At 36.8% G+C, this 16,167-nt stretch carries 19 protein-coding genes; 11 read left to right on the forward strand and 8 right to left on the reverse strand.

Features of this window, described 5'->3' with window-relative positions; genetic code table 11:
- The first annotated feature begins 3 nt into the window (after window positions 1-3).
- From ACQKIM_RS20875 to ACQKIM_RS20885, 3 genes are all read left to right on the forward strand, one after another.
- On the forward strand, window positions 4-399 hold the full coding sequence (locus tag ACQKIM_RS20875; RefSeq protein WP_427547730.1) for a helix-turn-helix transcriptional regulator: 396 nt from the start codon (window positions 4-6) through the stop codon (window positions 397-399).
- A complete protein-coding gene (locus tag ACQKIM_RS20880) occupies window positions 386-1,624 on the forward strand; it encodes an FtsW/RodA/SpoVE family cell cycle protein (protein WP_427547732.1) in 1,239 nt (412 codons plus the stop codon). Before ACQKIM_RS20875 ends, ACQKIM_RS20880 begins: the two co-directional genes overlap by 14 nt.
- A gap of 144 nt (window positions 1,625-1,768) precedes the next feature.
- Window positions 1,769-3,373: an ABC-F family ATP-binding cassette domain-containing protein gene (locus ACQKIM_RS20885; protein ID WP_427547734.1), complete on the forward strand. Its 1,605-nt coding sequence runs from the start codon at window positions 1,769-1,771 to the stop codon at window positions 3,371-3,373.
- A 48-nt stretch (window positions 3,374-3,421) separates the two neighbouring features.
- Here ACQKIM_RS20885 and ACQKIM_RS20890 read toward each other — a convergent pair whose 3' ends face one another.
- The 4 genes from ACQKIM_RS20890 to ACQKIM_RS20905 all read right to left on the reverse strand — a co-directional run bounded on the left by ACQKIM_RS20890 (window position 3,422) and on the right by ACQKIM_RS20905 (window position 6,717).
- Window positions 3,422-4,165: an amidohydrolase family protein gene (locus ACQKIM_RS20890; protein ID WP_427547736.1), complete on the reverse strand. Its 744-nt coding sequence runs from the start codon at window positions 4,163-4,165 to the stop codon at window positions 3,422-3,424.
- 177 nt (window positions 4,166-4,342) lie between these two features.
- Window positions 4,343-5,578, reverse strand: a complete 1,236-nt coding sequence (gene fabF / locus ACQKIM_RS20895) for a beta-ketoacyl-ACP synthase II (protein WP_427547737.1) — start codon at window positions 5,576-5,578, stop codon at window positions 4,343-4,345.
- Window positions 5,579-5,608: 30 nt separating this feature from the next.
- The gene (locus tag ACQKIM_RS20900; protein WP_427547739.1) at window positions 5,609-6,166 is read right to left on the reverse strand and encodes a TetR/AcrR family transcriptional regulator; all 558 of its coding nucleotides are present in this window, start codon (window positions 6,164-6,166) and stop codon (window positions 5,609-5,611) included.
- Window positions 6,167-6,246: 80 nt separating this feature from the next.
- The gene (locus tag ACQKIM_RS20905) at window positions 6,247-6,717 is read right to left on the reverse strand and encodes a DinB family protein (RefSeq protein WP_427547741.1); all 471 of its coding nucleotides are present in this window, start codon (window positions 6,715-6,717) and stop codon (window positions 6,247-6,249) included.
- 187 nt (window positions 6,718-6,904) lie between these two features.
- Here ACQKIM_RS20905 and ACQKIM_RS20910 point away from each other — a divergent pair, with 187 nt between their 5' ends.
- The 3 genes from ACQKIM_RS20910 to ACQKIM_RS20920 all read left to right on the forward strand — a co-directional run bounded on the left by ACQKIM_RS20910 (window position 6,905) and on the right by ACQKIM_RS20920 (window position 9,455).
- Window positions 6,905-7,900 (forward strand): S66 family peptidase, encoded by a 996-nt coding sequence (locus tag ACQKIM_RS20910; RefSeq protein ID WP_427547743.1) that lies wholly within the window; start codon window positions 6,905-6,907, stop codon window positions 7,898-7,900.
- Window positions 7,901-7,961: 61 nt separating this feature from the next.
- Complete coding sequence (locus tag ACQKIM_RS20915) at window positions 7,962-8,588, forward strand: hypothetical protein (RefSeq protein ID WP_427547745.1); 627 nt, start codon at window positions 7,962-7,964, stop codon at window positions 8,586-8,588.
- 60 nt (window positions 8,589-8,648) lie between these two features.
- On the forward strand, window positions 8,649-9,455 hold the full coding sequence (locus ACQKIM_RS20920; RefSeq protein WP_427547747.1) for a S1C family serine protease: 807 nt from the start codon (window positions 8,649-8,651) through the stop codon (window positions 9,453-9,455).
- Between the two features lie 171 nt (window positions 9,456-9,626).
- Here ACQKIM_RS20920 and ACQKIM_RS20925 read toward each other — a convergent pair whose 3' ends face one another.
- Window positions 9,627-9,827, reverse strand: coding sequence for a cold-shock protein (locus ACQKIM_RS20925; protein ID WP_004230088.1), 201 nt, complete (start codon window positions 9,825-9,827; stop codon window positions 9,627-9,629).
- Window positions 9,828-10,047: 220 nt separating this feature from the next.
- Window positions 10,048-10,371, reverse strand: coding sequence for a DUF1033 family protein (locus ACQKIM_RS20930; protein ID WP_427547749.1), 324 nt, complete (start codon window positions 10,369-10,371; stop codon window positions 10,048-10,050).
- 91 nt (window positions 10,372-10,462) lie between these two features.
- Here ACQKIM_RS20930 and ACQKIM_RS20935 point away from each other — a divergent pair, with 91 nt between their 5' ends.
- From ACQKIM_RS20935 to ACQKIM_RS20955, 5 genes are all read left to right on the forward strand, one after another.
- Window positions 10,463-12,190, forward strand: coding sequence for a methyl-accepting chemotaxis protein (locus ACQKIM_RS20935; RefSeq protein ID WP_427547751.1), 1,728 nt, complete (start codon window positions 10,463-10,465; stop codon window positions 12,188-12,190).
- Between the two features lie 44 nt (window positions 12,191-12,234).
- A complete protein-coding gene (locus ACQKIM_RS20940; protein WP_427547753.1) occupies window positions 12,235-12,516 on the forward strand; it encodes an acylphosphatase in 282 nt (93 codons plus the stop codon).
- A 263-nt stretch (window positions 12,517-12,779) separates the two neighbouring features.
- Window positions 12,780-13,355: a YdeI/OmpD-associated family protein gene (locus ACQKIM_RS20945; protein WP_427547762.1), complete on the forward strand. Its 576-nt coding sequence runs from the start codon at window positions 12,780-12,782 to the stop codon at window positions 13,353-13,355.
- A gap of 398 nt (window positions 13,356-13,753) precedes the next feature.
- On the forward strand, window positions 13,754-14,404 hold the full coding sequence (locus tag ACQKIM_RS20950; protein WP_427547754.1) for a 5-bromo-4-chloroindolyl phosphate hydrolysis family protein: 651 nt from the start codon (window positions 13,754-13,756) through the stop codon (window positions 14,402-14,404).
- A complete protein-coding gene (locus ACQKIM_RS20955; protein ID WP_427547756.1) occupies window positions 14,401-15,465 on the forward strand; it encodes a toxic anion resistance protein in 1,065 nt (354 codons plus the stop codon). Before ACQKIM_RS20950 ends, ACQKIM_RS20955 begins: the two co-directional genes overlap by 4 nt.
- Before the next feature lie 65 nt (window positions 15,466-15,530).
- Here the strand turns inward: ACQKIM_RS20955 and ACQKIM_RS20960 are convergent, their stop codons facing one another.
- Window positions 15,531-15,728: a DUF6501 family protein gene (locus ACQKIM_RS20960; RefSeq protein WP_427547758.1), complete on the reverse strand. Its 198-nt coding sequence runs from the start codon at window positions 15,726-15,728 to the stop codon at window positions 15,531-15,533.
- Window positions 15,729-15,986: 258 nt separating this feature from the next.
- On the reverse strand, window positions 15,987-16,167 hold a 181-nt coding region (locus tag ACQKIM_RS20965), incomplete at its 5' end, for a hypothetical protein (protein WP_427547760.1).

The following is a 16,167-nucleotide window of genomic DNA, read 5'->3' on the forward strand; positions in this document are numbered from 1 at the left end:
CATTTGACGGAATCACGTTTTAAACAAGTTATGAAAAGTCAGTTTCAAAAAGTGCAGTTTACAGAGAAGCATCGAGAAGTTGTACGTAAAGGTATTCAAGAGGAATTTTCGGATCAAGTGCTATTACCGATGCTGCAAACGATGCGTTCAGGATATGAGCTTACACAACTTCTTTATACAAAAAACAAAGCAGTAGTTCATTTTAACGAGGGAATGATTTATGCTATGCTACATCGCCTTGAACAGCAACAACTCATTGTTAGTGAATGGTACGAAAATGAAAAGCGATATGTTCTTTCACATAAAGGAATTAAGCTACTGACAAAGCTCAACAAAGAAATGCATGAACGCCCTTCCATTCAGCAATTATTGAAGGAGGCACGTTATGCAAACGATTAAGCAATATATTCAACATACAAAGAGACATATTCATAACAAGGAGGCACATGATGTAGTTGAAAAGGAGCTGACCTATCATTTAGAGAAGTCGAAGCATGCTTGGCTGGAAAAGGGATATAGCGATATCGATGCAGAACAACAGGCTGTGCGTGAAATGGGTAATGCTACAAAGCTTGGTATATCGCTTAATCAGATTCATCAGCCAAAAATCGATTGGATGCTCATTATTTCATTTCTGCTAGCGTCACTTTGTAGCTTCTTACCACTTTTTCCAGCTGAGTTCTTGTTAAGAGATTTTATTGTCCGCAATATCGTGATTGTTGTTGGTGGCATTGTTGCGACGATTGTCTTAATGCGACTCGATTTTCGAAAGCTAGAGGGCTATTCTATGCATTTGTATGTACTGGCAAGTGTGTTATTTCTCATTATCTTAAATGGTAATCAAGTGATGAATGGTGTTATCTTTTTTAAAGCTGGTCCACTTGAGCTTAAAGGTTGGATGACATTGCCTCTCTTTTTAATTGCGTTTGCAGGGCTTTTTGCTAAACAAAAAAAATCATTTTGGTGGCTGCTTATTCTTTATTCTATCGGTGTGTACTTTTACATCCTTTTGCCAGACATTTCACTATTCTTTACATACACAGCGATTGTTGCCTCATTATTTTATGCAAGCAACTTTTCTCGCAGGCTAAAGCTAGCATGTACTGCTGCTTTTAGTTTCCTGTTAATATGCGTAATCGGATACTTGTTGATTGTACCATTAAAGCCATACCAACTTACACGAATGCAGACAATCTATACACCAGGTTTAGAGGATACTTCTACTGTCATTTATATTTCAAATATGATGAAACAGCTCACATGGTTTGGCACTAGCAGTCAACCGTTTGCTGGTGGAGCCCATACTGATTTTGTATTACTGACAATCTTACAAACGTACGGGATTGTTGCAGGGGTAGTTATTTTAAGTCTTCTCGCCTTCATTATTTACCGTATAGCCTGTACACTTTCCTTCATTCAAAATGAATACGGGCGATTATTAATCGTAGGTGGGCTTGCCTATATAACAACGCAAATTGTTTATCACATACTTATGTTATTTGGACTTGTGCCACTTATGTCAATGCCAATCCCATTCATTAGCCATGGTGTTTTCCCGATGCTGCTTGGAAGCGTTGCGATTGGCTTTGCACTAAGTATTTATCGAAGAAAATCATTTATTTGATAATAGACTCTTTGGAAGCTGGGGTATTTATTGTGGCTAATATGCCTTTTATAATGATGCTAAACCTTGATTTAATAATGTTTATAGACTATGGAACATATTTCATGCTATACTAGAGCCATTGTGAAAAAAGGAGGAACTTGCATGATTCAAGTAAGTAATGTAGGTCTTCGCTATGGCGATCGTAAACTATTTGAAGACGTAAATATAAAATTCACACCGGGGAATTGCTACGGTTTAATCGGGGCAAATGGTGCCGGTAAATCAACATTTTTAAAAATTCTTTCTGGTGAAATTGAAGCACAGGAAGGTCATGTATCAATGGGTAAGGACGAACGTTTATCTGTCCTTAAACAAAACCACTTTGAATATGATGAATTCAATGTATTAGATACAGTTGTTATGGGGAACAAACGTCTTTGGGAAGTAAAAGCTGAAAAAGACGCTATCTACGCAAAAGAAGACTTTTCTGATGAGGATGGCATGCGTGCTGCTGAATTAGAGGGTGAATTCGCTGACCTAAATGGTTGGGAAGCTGACTCAGAAGCAGCAACATTATTAAACGGATTAGGGATTGGCGACGAGCTTCACTATATGCTAATGGCTGACCTTGAAGGTTCTGACAAAGTCAAAGTATTATTAGCACAAGCTCTATTTGGTAAACCAGACGTTCTATTACTAGATGAGCCTACCAACCACCTTGACTTAAAAGCAATCCAATGGTTAGAAGAATTCTTAATTAATTTTGAAAATACGGTTATTGTCGTATCCCATGACCGTCACTTCTTAAATAAAGTGTGTACGCATATCGCGGATTTAGACTTCTCTAAAATCCAATTATATGTTGGGAACTATGACTTCTGGTATGAGTCTAGCCAATTAGCACAAAAAATGATGGCAGACCAAAATAAGAAGAAAGAAGAAAAGATTAAAGAGCTACAAGCATTCGTTGCTCGTTTCTCTGCGAACGCTTCGAAATCAAGCCAAGCGACTTCTCGTAAGAAAATGTTGGATAAAATCGAGCTTGACGACATTAAACCTTCTAGCCGAAAATATCCATTCATCAACTTCCAAACTGGACGTGAGATCGGTAATGATGTGTTGACAGTGGAAGGTCTTACAGCAAGCAATGAAGGTGAAACTTTATTTAAAGACATTCGCTTCTCTATGAATAAAGACGATAAAATTGTTTTACTTGGTAGCCCGATGGCAAAAACAGCTCTTCTTGACATCTTAACGGAAGAAAAAGAAGCGGATGCAGGATCATTCAAATGGGGCGTGACAACTTCTCAAAGCTACTTTGAAAATGATCACGATAAATATTTTGAAGGCTCAGAAAAAACATTAGTTGAATGGCTTCGTCAATATTCTCCAGACGACGAAACAGAAAGCTTCCTACGTGGCTTCCTAGGTCGTATGCTATTCTCTGGTGAGGAAGTAAAGAAATCCCCTTCTGTTCTATCAGGGGGAGAAAAAGTACGTTGTATGCTATCGAAAATGATGCTTGCTACAGCAAACGTTATTTTATTAGATGAACCAACAAACCACCTTGACCTTGAATCTATTCAGGCACTAAATGAAGGACTTATGCGCTTCAAAGGTGCGATGCTCTTCACATCTCATGACCATCAATTTATCCAAACAATTGCGAATCGTGTCATCGAAATCCGTGAAGACGGCTCAATTTTAGATAAGCAATTAACATATGATGAATTCTTAGAGTGGAAAGATAGCCAAGGTTTAAGCTAATTCCAAATAAAATCCTCTACCGAAAGCTTTGGTAGAGGATTTTATTGTTTATTTAAAATACCATTGAATCGCATTCTTATAGAGGATCTTATCAGCAGCCTGTTCATCAAAAAGCTGTTGAATCAATTCAATATCTGCATGTTCAAAAGGTCGCTTTGCTCTGGTAGACGGTAAATCTGTTCCAAACATAAGTGCATCTGGATTTACTTCATAAATCGATTTTAAGGCATTCTTAACATCCAGTTCCACACGACCAAAGCCAGTCGCTTTTACATGTATCCCTTTTTCAACTAATCTTAATAAATGTGGTAGCCCTTCTTCAGATAAACCTAAATGATCAATGGAAATAGCCGGTAACTTTTCAATAGTCGATGCAATCTCTGGTAACTCTTTTGCATCCATATAAAGTTCACTATGCCAGCCAACTAAATCATAAACTCTTCTTGCAAAGGTATTTAGCTTTGATAGATCTTCTGAACCTCCCCGTTTAATATTAAACCGTAATGCTCGTACCCCATTGTTATGTAAATAAATAATTTCATCATCAGTCACAGTAAAAGGCAATTGAGTAACACCACAAAAAGCTGGTCCCATTTGTTTCAATGCTTTCAATAAGTATTCCTGGTCAAATCCTTGAAACGATCCTGATACAATCGCCCCACCCAAGACGTTGAAATCGGCAGTTTCATTTTGGTAATCTTCAACAATATAGCTTGGTGGTGTGTATCCTTGGTTTTCGATTATCGGAAAATCAAAATCAATAATATGAAAATGCGCATCAAAAATTCTCATCATCCATCTCTCCTTCTACACCTAAATTTAACACACAATGAACATAAGCATAAATATGAATTTTCACTATAGATTCATAAGAAAAACTTATTGATAAATTACACATAAAAAGATGATATGAAAATCCCATTTCATACCATCTTTATAATATACAAGCATTCCGAAAAATTTACTAAACTATTCCTCAAACTTTTTAAAAGCCAATACGGCATTATGGCCGCCAAAGCCGAAGCCATTGGACAAGGCAATATTGACTGGTTGATGTATCGCCTTGTTTGGCACATAATTTAAATCACATTCTGAATCAGGTGATTCAGAATTGATTGTTGGCGGTACAATACTATCCATTATACTTTTTAACGTAATGATGGCTTCTAAACCACCAGCTGCTCCAAAGAGATGTCCTGTCATTGATTTTGTAGAGCTCACCTTTAAATGATAGGCATGTTCACCAAAAACGCTTTTTATTGCCCTTGTTTCCGATTTATCTCCCTCTGGTGTACTAGTACCATGCGCATTAATATAATCCACAGCTGACAAATCAATATTAGCCATTTTTAAGGCTAGATTCATCGCATTTGCTGCCCCTGTAAAATCAGGAGACGTTATATGATATGCATCTGTTGTTACGCCATAGCCTACAATTTCACCGAGAATTGTTGCGCCTCTTTTTTTCGCATGTTCATACTCTTCAAGAAATACTACACCTGCTCCTTCTGACATCACAAAGCCATCACGTTGGCTGTCAAATGGACGACTTGCCTTTGCTGGCTCATCATTCCTTGTTGACATTGCTTTCATACGAGAGAACCCAGCAAAACTAAGTGGATTAATTGGCGCCTCTGCTCCTCCTGCCAGAATCCCGTCTGCATAACCATGTCTAATATTTAAGAATGCCTCTCCAATTGCTTGATTCCCTGTTGCACAGGCTGAAACCGGTGAAAAGCTTGGACCTTTAAAGCCTGTTTTAATTGCTACAATACCTGCAGCCATATTGCTAATCATCATTGGTACCATAAAGGGGGAAACCTTACGTGGACCATTATCCAACATGTTTTGATGATTTGCTAAAATGGTATCAATACCACCAATACCTGAGCCTATATAAACGCCTAAACGAGTTTTATCAATATTATCCATATCTAAGTTTGCTTGCTCCAAAGCTTGCTGGGTAGCAGCTAGTGCATATTGAACAAAGACATCATATTTACTAATTTCTTTTTTATCCATATACTTAGCCGCATCAAAATTAGTGATATACCCTGCAATTTGGGTAGAAATAGTAGAGAATGCCTCTGATTGTATCTTTTTTATTCCTGATTTTCCTTCCGTAATATTTGTCCATAAATCTAACACTGAATTACCTAATGGTGATATAACACCATATCCCGTTATCACTACTCTTCGTACCATGAATGAATCTCCTTCAACTGTTTTCATGAATTATTGTAAAAGTCCCTTTAATTGGTCAAGCATTTTAGTAAAGAAGCCTTCCCCTAATACGCGCTTATATTGTAGTGCTCCCTTCGTACTTGCAATAAGCAGAATTGCCAGCGCCTCTAAATCCTCAGTTGTTTGCAAGGAGCCCTCTTGCTTTGCATCTTTCAGTAAATCCACAAAGCAATCGATTTCCATTTGACTGAGCTGTTGAATTTTTTCCTGCATTTGCAGTGGTAAATCATTATAGTCAGCCTGTAATGCAGAAATTGGGCAAACACCGTCCTGTTCTAGAAATTTGACGCGTTGTAAAATAAATGCGAAAGGCTTTTCGTCAGCCTCTATAGTGGCTTCTTTAATATTTGTGTACGCCCCCTCAAGTCCATTTTGTATCCTTTCGCAAACAGCAATACCTAAGTCTCCTTTCTTTTCAAAATGGTAATGAATACTTGCTTTTGTGACACCTAATTCTTTGGCTAGATCATCATAACTAAAAGCTGAAAATCCTTTTTCTTGAATTTTTTTCAAGGCTAATTCGATAATTTGTAATTTACGATTTGTCATGGCTATATACTAACTTACTAGTAGGTAAGTGTCAAATAAAAAAGCAGCAATCAGAATATGTCTGATTGTTGCCTTATAATTTATTGCATTTCCTTTGTTGGTCCCATCACACCTGGCACTGGTAAACCTGCTTGACGTAGCAGCACAGTCATCTGTCCACGGTGATGTGTTTGATGATCGATTAATACACGTAATAATGCACCTCTAGGCATAGGTTTAGTAAAGCCATTCACTTCTTCTAGCAAATCTTCATTCGATAGCTTCGCGACTTCCTCTTGTACACTACTAGCAATTTTCTCATAAGTTGCGGCAATCTCAGCAGCTGAAGACGGAATCGGGTCTTCTTGTCGAATCATCGGCACCTTTAAACCTGCTAAATAACTAAAATAACCTGCTGCACCAACTAAATGCCAGCCTATCCAGCCTAATGTACTATGACCTTCTACGATGCTTTGTCCTAGCTTCTCATCTGATACAGACTTTAACACTTGAATCGTACCTTGTGATGCTGCTACCCACTCTTGTAAAAAATCATCTACTTGTCGATACATTTAAGCGCCCCCTTTTTGATCATTTCAATTCTATCATATTAAATTCTGCCCACTTGTACAAGTTTCTAAATTAGTTTACATAATAATATTATATGAAAAAATTCTATGATGTAAAAGTAGTTGCACATCAAATTGTAAAATCATGTATAATAACATTTGACTTACAACAAAAAGAAAGAGGTATTTTATGTTTTCCCCTTTAAAAAAAGGCGATATGATTGGCATATACTCGCCTTCAAAACCAGCTACTGTAACTGCAAAAGCTCGCTATGAACGTGGAAAGAAGCGTCTGGAATCACTTGGCTTAATTATTCGTGAGGGTGCTTTAACAGATAAAGATGATTTTTATCGCTCTGGTACACCCAAAGAACGAGCTCAAGAATTTAATGCCCTTCTACATGATCCTCAAATCAAAATGATTTTACCGACAATGGGCGGTACAAATGCTAATAGCATGTTGCCTTATTTAGATTATCAGGCATTCCAGCAAAACCCAAAAATACTTGTTGGTTTATCTGATGTGACCGCTATATTACTTGGCATGTATGCAAAGACGGAAATCCCCGTTTTTTATGGTCCCTCTGTTGCTTCAACTTTTGGTGAGTTCCCACCATTTGTGCAATATACGGAACAATATTTTAAAGATATATTTATGCACTCCCTATCCATTCCCTACATTATGCCAATGCCACCCATTTGGACAGATGACCGATTAAATTGGTTAGAAAAAACATCTGAAAAAACACAGCATCACAATTCATGGATTACAGTCCAGTCTGGTGTTGCTGAAGGACGTCTAATAGGTGGAAATATCAATACGATGTACGGTTTTATTGGAACCCCCTTTTTTCCACAAGTAAAAAAAGGAGATATTTTATTACTTGAAGATACATCCAAAACCATTGCAGTTGTCGAGAAAAACTTTACCATGCTTAAATTACATGGCATTTTTGACAAAGCGGCTGCAATTATTTTAGGCAAACATGAACAATTTGATGATTTAGGTACTGGGAGAAAGCCTTATGATATCTTGCTAGAGGTACTGGATGGCAACGATATTCCTATTATTGCGGAGGTTGATTGCTGCCATACGCACCCCCTTCATGCCATGCCTCTTGGTTTACGTATACGTGTTGATACATCAAAAAAACAAATTAGTTTTTTAGAAAGCTGGTACTCATAACATTCGTATGCCTGCTAAACTTCACGTATAATAAAAGTAAATAGCTGAAGGAGTTTTGCCTATGAGACAACAGGTACTTATACTTTCTCTTGCACTATTACTAGTTGGCTGTAGTGACATAAGCAATACTGAGTCGGTTAACAAAACACCTATAGTTGAACAACAAACTACTGAAGGAGTCATGCTTGCATCCTATTTCCCACCAGATGGTTCGATGGCTTACTTTCAGGGAGAAGGTAATGAATTTGCCAGTTTCACACTCCAAACAACCTACATCGATACCCAGCATATTGCTCAGGTAGAAGATAACGGTGGTGTCTCATTATTAAAGATTTATCGAATTACAGATATGGCCATTGAGCTTGTCTATAAGGAAGTGGTAGTTGGTAATCCCAAACAACTCACCTCACAAGAAGTAGCTTCTTTACCAGTGATAGAAACTATCTTACAGAAGCCCTTAACAGTCGGTCATCACTTCAATGGCTGGGCAGTCCAATCAACGACCGCTTCAATCAAGATTGGCACTACTGACTATCGTGATGTTATTCAGCTAACACGTACTGTAGATACGCTAACGACTACGAAATATTTTGCCAAAAGCATTGGACTAATCCGTATAGAGGATACGATGGTGACGAATAACGAGGAATCGTTTAATATTACATCGACCTTACAGAAAATCGAATAAGATCCACTTCAAAGGCGTCCTGCTGCGGCGCCTTTTAATTTGGGTAAGGAGGTAGTATGAATGCATGATATACATAGGTCAACTGAGGAAGAACTAACGGAAGAAGAATTGATTGAGCTAGTCCTTGCTGAACAGCAAAAGGCGTTAACACAAGAACAAGAGGAACGCCAGCAAGGTAAAAGGCCTAAAAAACAAAAACCGATTATCAAATGGGTTGTCTGGAGTATGGCACTTGTGTTATTTATTAATACATTTGCTGTGATCTTTCAAATTTACTCCATCCCAGCTATTGAATTTTTGAAGGTATCTACTAGGCTATCCGCGCAAGAGGATATAAAAACCTATAAAAAATCGGTGGTGGAGGTATCTACTGGTTCTAGTAAAGGTACTGGTTTCTCCATTTCACCAGATGGTCTTATAATCACCAATGCACACGTTGTAGAAGACGCCCTTACTCTTTCGGTTATTTTTCCTGAGGAGGGCATCATGCAAGCAAAATTAGTGCAAAGTTACCCTGATGTTGATTTAGCAATATTGAAAGTAACTGGTGATAAACTGCCATCCCTTCCCCTTGCTAGAGATCCAACCTATAGTCGAAATGAGCATGTCTATTTTATTGGCAATCCATTAGCCTTTACGGGCATTGCTAATGAAGGTACTTTACTTGAATCAATACAATTAGAGGATTGGAAGGAGCCTGTTATGATGATGAAGGCACCTGTATATCGAGGAAACAGTGGAAGTCCTGTGTTAAATAGTGATGGTGAGGTGATCGGAATTGTCTTTGCTACGATGAAAAAAGAGCCATATGGTCGTGTGGGTTTATTTGTACCTGTTCAAGAATTACATCGTATTATCAATAATTAAGCACTTTGCTCCTGCTTATACTCTATTTTTTGAGATAAGTAGGTTTTTTAGTTTACATAATAAACATATTGTCAAACAAATAAACCTTTAATCTTTGAAATATGCAAAAAAAAGCACCCTATTGAAATAGGATGCTTTAAGTTTAACGAAAGTAATTTTAATTACTGAGAATTAAAGTTTAGTTACGTTAGCAGCTTGTGGTCCGCGGTTGCCATCTACAACTTCGAACTCTACTTTTTGACCTTCGTCAAGAGTTTTGAAACCTTCGCCTTGGATAGCTGAGAAGTGTACGAATACGTCGTTTTCACCTTCAACTTCGATGAATCCAAAACCTTTTTCTGAGTTAAACCATTTTACTGTACCTTGTTTCATTTAAGAAAACCTCCAAAAAAATAAAAGTGAACAATATGTAATTTCTTCAGCGAATGAAAAAAATTCACATATTACAAAGAGTACCGAACTAACGCGATCACTTTTTGTAATATGTGAATTCATGTTTCCGGTGAAGCAATTAAATTGTTAACCTAAGTATAACCATCATTCATAATTTTGTCAAATAAAGAAAATTGTTTTTTTATTTAATTTCTAAATTTTATTTCAATTCTTCTGATTTTAAAGCTATAATACCATGATAGACTTGTGCATCATCATCACATGCTTCACAATAAAAGCTCTCATCCTCTGACCAAAAAGCCCAATATCGCTCTTCTTTTGTCGCCTCATTGTCGTATGTTAATCGAAAGTGCTCTAATTTTTGCGCCAATGCCAATTTAAATTGCTCTTCTGTTGCAAATGTTTCATTCGTTTGAATAAAAGCTTCCCAGCCTTCAAATTTCCACCAAGGCTCATAATCAGCTTTCATGTAAAGTATTGTATACATATTTGCCCATTCCCTGCTGTCATAAGATATTCTCATTTTAGCAAACACACCTGAAATGTCTATTAAAACACCCTGAAATATGCTATTATTACCTTATTATTCATACTTTTTGGGAGGTATTTTTTTTATGTTTTCAAGTATTCGACCGAAGGCAGAACTCGAAGAATTATTAAAGCGTGGCACCAATTTAAATGCAACTGGCCGTTTCCATCAAACACTAGCATTTAACCACTTCAATTCTCACGATGAGGAAAATTTAAAGGCTCTTTACAATAAATTAAAAGATATCACTCCATCTATGAATGCAATTTTTAACAATTATTTAAGTGAAATCTCCCCTTCCTCTCAGCAAACAATCAGTGAAGGAAATATTAATCGATATTTGACACAATTTTTCTTAGCTACACGTGATGATGAGTATGTAGATGAAACAGTTAAGTTTTTCAATTTATTTCGAAAAAATCAGTACGAGCCTGGTAAATTAATTGTTGTTTTCAATCAGTTTGCCTTTTATATTACTACATATATTTTGCATAATTTTGGTATGAAACCGAATAAGGCTTTTGAATACATGAAATCCTTCCAATCTGCTGTCAATGTTGATCAAGAGCTACTCGTTGAAGTCCTAACAGAACGAATTATTGAAAATGTAGTCGCAGAAGTATCTTCTTTAATGGATGTTAACGCTAAAATTATGTACATGAAAGATTTAGTATTCAGTTTAGATAAACAAAATGAAGAAATCCAATCCTCTACCGCTGCAACAGAAGAAATTGCCGCTTCTATCAATGAGGTTGCCCGTATGTCTTCCCATATTTCTGAAAAAACAACAGAATCTGTAGACCATGCTGTAAAAGGGAAAAATGCTATTGAGCATGCATTATCTGAAATCTTCAAAACTGAAGAAACATTTACTACAATCGTTGAGTCTTTTTCAGAATTACAAAAGCGAGTAAATGATATTGAGCATGTAGTAACTTTGATTAACCAAATTGCTGATCAAACAAATTTACTTGCTCTAAATGCTTCTATTGAGGCAGCGCGCGCAGGTGAACATGGTAAAGGCTTTGCTGTAGTCGCACAGGAAGTTCGAAAGCTTGCTGAGGGCACTGTCTCAGCACTAAGTGAGGTTTCCACGAACGTTCATCATTTAAAAAGCTATTCGAATGATGTATCAAACTCCATTACAGAAACAACAGAAATTATTAAAGATGCAACCGTTGAGGCGAAAGAATCGTTGCCATTATTGAACGCTATTGTAAGCGCCATTGAAGGTATTAATCTGGATGTCACAAATACGGCTGCTATCTCACAGGAACAGGCAGCTGCAATTGACGAAGTATCTGCAAGAATGATTGAAATATCTAATTTACAGGATGATATTCGAGACTATAGTCATAATACATCTAGTGATATACACTTATTAGGAAAAGAAATTAACCGCTTCCGTAATGATATCGTTGCCAATAATAATGTTCAGCTATCATCTATAGCATTATTACAATTATCAAAGGCAGATCATATTTTATGGAAATGGCGAATTTATAATATGTTCCTCGGACTTGAAAATGTACAACCGAGTGATGTATCTTCTCATAAAGATTGTCGACTTGGTAAGTGGTATACGTCTCCACGCTCTGTGGAACGTTTTGGACACTTACAAGATTATCGTGATCTAGACGCCTATCATATACGTGTCCATGAGTCAGCAAAATTAGCAGCAGAGGCTCATAAGGCTGGTCATATACAACAAGCCGAAGTTCATTTAAAAGAAGTTGATCAGGCATCTGAGAAGGTACTCTACTTTATTAATAACTTAATTGCTCATTTAGAAAAAGAACGTGTAATGCACTAACTAGAGGGGACCCTTCCCCTCCTTAACTAGTAGGAGGTTTTAGCGTGAACAAGCGAGCGCTGATTAAATTTTTTGGTGATGTATATGGTACAGGCTACCGTTTTTTCATTAAACAAAAAGCGATTGAACTAGGATTAAAAGGATATTGTAAGCTTAATGACCAAGAACAGATTGAAGTTGAAGTAGAAGGAACTAAAAAAGCAATAGAGGAATTCCTTGTATTTGTTCAAAAAGGCGTAAGCCCGCAAGCAGATTCTAATTCATTTACTTTAGAGCTTTATGATGATTTGAAAGGATATGTGCGAATGGAGTCAGATATTGTTTAATTAGGTCAAAAGCTAGTTAATAATAAGTTTGATGATACTCTCAAAATGAAATGCTACTTAAGGCAAATTTTTCTTAAGATTGAGGTTTAATTCTTCAATCTTTTTTTAGCTTCCAATTTAATGCAGCTCCCTAGTACATTTTTTTGCTATGCTAGACATGACACTATCTCATGTTTTATTATAAATCAATTAATGAAATTGATTTGGTCCTTCTTGACTTTAGATTAAAATAATTGATTAGAGGTGTTCCTTGAGTGAATAGCATGAATCCTAAGGTTGATGAATTTTTAAATAAGGCAAAAAAATGGCAAGAAGAATATAGAACGTTAAGAAAAATTGTTCTTGACTGTGAGCTGACTGAAGAATTTAAGTGGATGCATCCTTGTTACACGCTTGCTAATAAAAACATAGTGTTAATTCATGGATTTAAAGAATATTGTGCGCTTCTATTTCACAAGGGTGCACTGTTACAGGATACACACGGAATACTCATTCAGCAAACTGAAAATGTTCAGGCAGCACGCCAAATTCGCTTTACGAATGTTCAAGAAATAGTTGAAAAGGAAGCAATCATAAAAGCCTATATCTCCGATGCAATTGCAGTTGAAAAAGCAGGCTTAGAAGTAGCGTTAAAAAAGGATACGGAGAGTATTCCTGATGAACTTCAACAAAAATTCGAAGAAAAGCCCGCCTTGAAAACTGCCTTTGAGGCATTAACGCCTGGACGGCAAAGAGCATACATTCTATATTTTTCTCAACCCAAACAATCTAAAACCAGAGTATCAAGGATTGAAAAATATACACAGCAGATTCTTAATGGTAAGGGATTAAATGATTAAATTTATTAAGCTTTAGCATTAACAAGTATCATTAATAACAGTGACATCAGTACTTATTTCAAATTGGGGGCATTTTTTGTCATCTTCAGGAGGTTTCATTAAAAACGGAGCCTCCTCCCTTCCTATAACGATCAAAACGGATGTTATAGGAACATAGAAAAAGGCTTACCTAAATTAAATACATATTAAAATAAACATAAGCACAATCCGATTGGAAAACGTTAATCTATGATAGTTATTAATATGGCTCCAAAGATTGCCAGTATTTAATGTATTATCATTGAGAAACTTAACAATTAGCAGTAAAATTTATGTAAGGTTTAATTTTTCAATGAAACTTTATGTCGATTATTTCGTATAAGAAGATAGACATATTGAAAAGCAAGGAGGAAGAAACAATGCTTAGTGTCAAACAGTTTTTCACTAGACATACCGCTAGCTTCTTTATTTCTCTAACAACTGTTTCTATCTCAGCAATTGTGGCAAATCCAGGATACTTCCTTGGTGGTTTATTTTTTGCTGGAACCTACGCGACGAGTACAGCGTTGCTGAAACATAGACAGAAGAAGAAAGTTATGCAATTAACTGGTATAACAAAAGAAGAGTATAAACATATTGAAACCCAAATTATAACAGCAAATAAGCAGATTCAAACATTGAGCCAAAACTACTTACGTGTACGCTCTGTCGCAGCATTTAAGCAATTACTTGAAATGACGCGTATTTCAAAAAATATTGTAAAAATTGTCAAGACAGATCCCCGAAAATTTTATAATGTAGAGCAATTTTTTTATGCACATCTGCCTTCTGCTGTAGAATTGACAGAAAAATACACAATGCTATCGAAGCAGCCTGTAAAGGATTCAGAAATTCAAATTACTTTATCTAAAACAAGGGAAACATTGACAGATTTAAATGATACGATTCAGATTGATTTAAAGGATGCGCTTTCCAATGATATCGATCACCTTCAAATGGAAATCGAATTCGCGAATCGTTCCAATAATAGAAGAAGAGAACAATTGGAGTGGCGAGGCGATGATAAGTGACAGCAAATGATCATGCATTTCAACTTAATACGATACAAGGGCTTTCCCCCCTTGTACATACTTATTTAGAAACATCAAATAACGAGGCGATGGCGACGTATGAAACGCTATCGCCTCTTGCACAAAGTCGTGCACTTCTTTATGCTAGTCAAATCGATTTGGCAAAATTTGAATCTGTACTATCTTTAGGGCAAGATTCACAACGATCACTTTCTCACTTCGCTGATCGCATGCTTGCACAGGTGAAACAGAAGGATGTTACCAAAATTGGACAAATGCTAGATTCGTTAATGCAAACATTAGATCGTGTAGATCCTAACGCATTAGAGCCAAAAAAGCAGTCTTTCTTAAAAAAAATGTTTAGTAAAACGGAGCGTCCAATTAAGCAAACATTAACGGAGTTTGAACGAATCAGTATCCAAGTTGAACGTATTGGTGTGCAACTAGAACGTGCACAGATTCAGCTGATAAAGGATGTAGAGATGCTTGATGATCTTTACTCACATAATAGAGGATTTTTTGAGGAGCTTGCCACTGCCATTGCAGCAGGGCAAATGAAAAAGCAGCAAGCCATTGAGACAGAACTGCCAACAAAGGTGCAAAATGTACAGGCAGCGAAGCAACCTCTTGCAGTCCAACAACTTAATGATTTAGCCGCTCAAATTGAACGTCTAGATCAACGCATTTATGACTTACAAGTTTCACAGCAAGTTGCTCTGCAAACTGCACCCCAAATACGCATGATTCAGCAAGCTAACCAAACACTTGCAGAAAAAATAGAATTTTCAATTGTTACCCTAATACCGCTTTGGAAAAATCAGCTAGCCATGATGTTATCCATGAATATGGATCAACACTATGCACAGCTAGAGGAACGTTTGTCTCGCACTCACGATCGCTTTGCGAGCCCCTCTTTCGAACAGCAAGTATCAAAATTCAGAGAAACCCAGCAAGAGCTCAAGACGGCTATTCAGGATGTCTTTGCCCTTCATACAGCTACGGAGCAAGAAAAACAGCATCTACAGGATGTTGCTGAATTAAAGGGCTTTAAGAAGGACTAACGCTATTTTTCTCATGAACAAAGGGTGGCTCAGAAATCCCCTGAACCACCCTACTTTTGTGAAGCTTATTCAAAATAGTCTTTATAGAAGCCGCCAATATTACCTGTATTATCGATAATAAAGATGAACTCTTCCGTTTCATTTTTAACTTCGTAATCTTTTCCAACTGTCAATACATTGGACACTAAGTATTTAGATGCATTTGTATGCTTGCACGTGACTGTGCGAAGTGTTGGCGCATCTGTCCATTTTAAATGTAACATAATATCTCTACCTCTCTTTACTAGCATGAAGCTAATGTCTACTGCTTATTTTATATTATTTTAGATCTTTTGTGGAGAAAAAAACCATAGAAGACCATATTTTCTTGATAAACATCCGTTATTATTATAAATTTTTACTTTGAGGTGTTCATATGAGCTTTGGTGGTGTACCGCAATGGTTTTTTATCATTGCCGTAGCATTTGCAATTTGCTTTATTTTATATGCAGAATGGAATTCTAGAAAATAAGTGAGCCCAATTATATTGGACTCACTTCATGTTGTTGAAATACTATTATGTCAATGACATCAAGGTGACAAATTAAAAAGTATAGCCCTTTTTCAGAACGAGGGGTTGATCTCCGTTCCGACTGAGTGCTTTCCTGGGGGCGTCCGATGAGCCGCTTCACTCGCGTAGCTCGCTCCAGGGTCTCATCTGTG

The sequence above is a fragment of the Lysinibacillus sp. NPDC047702 genome, assembly GCF_050272555.1.
Classification (GTDB): domain Bacteria; phylum Bacillota; class Bacilli; order Bacillales_A; family Planococcaceae; genus Lysinibacillus.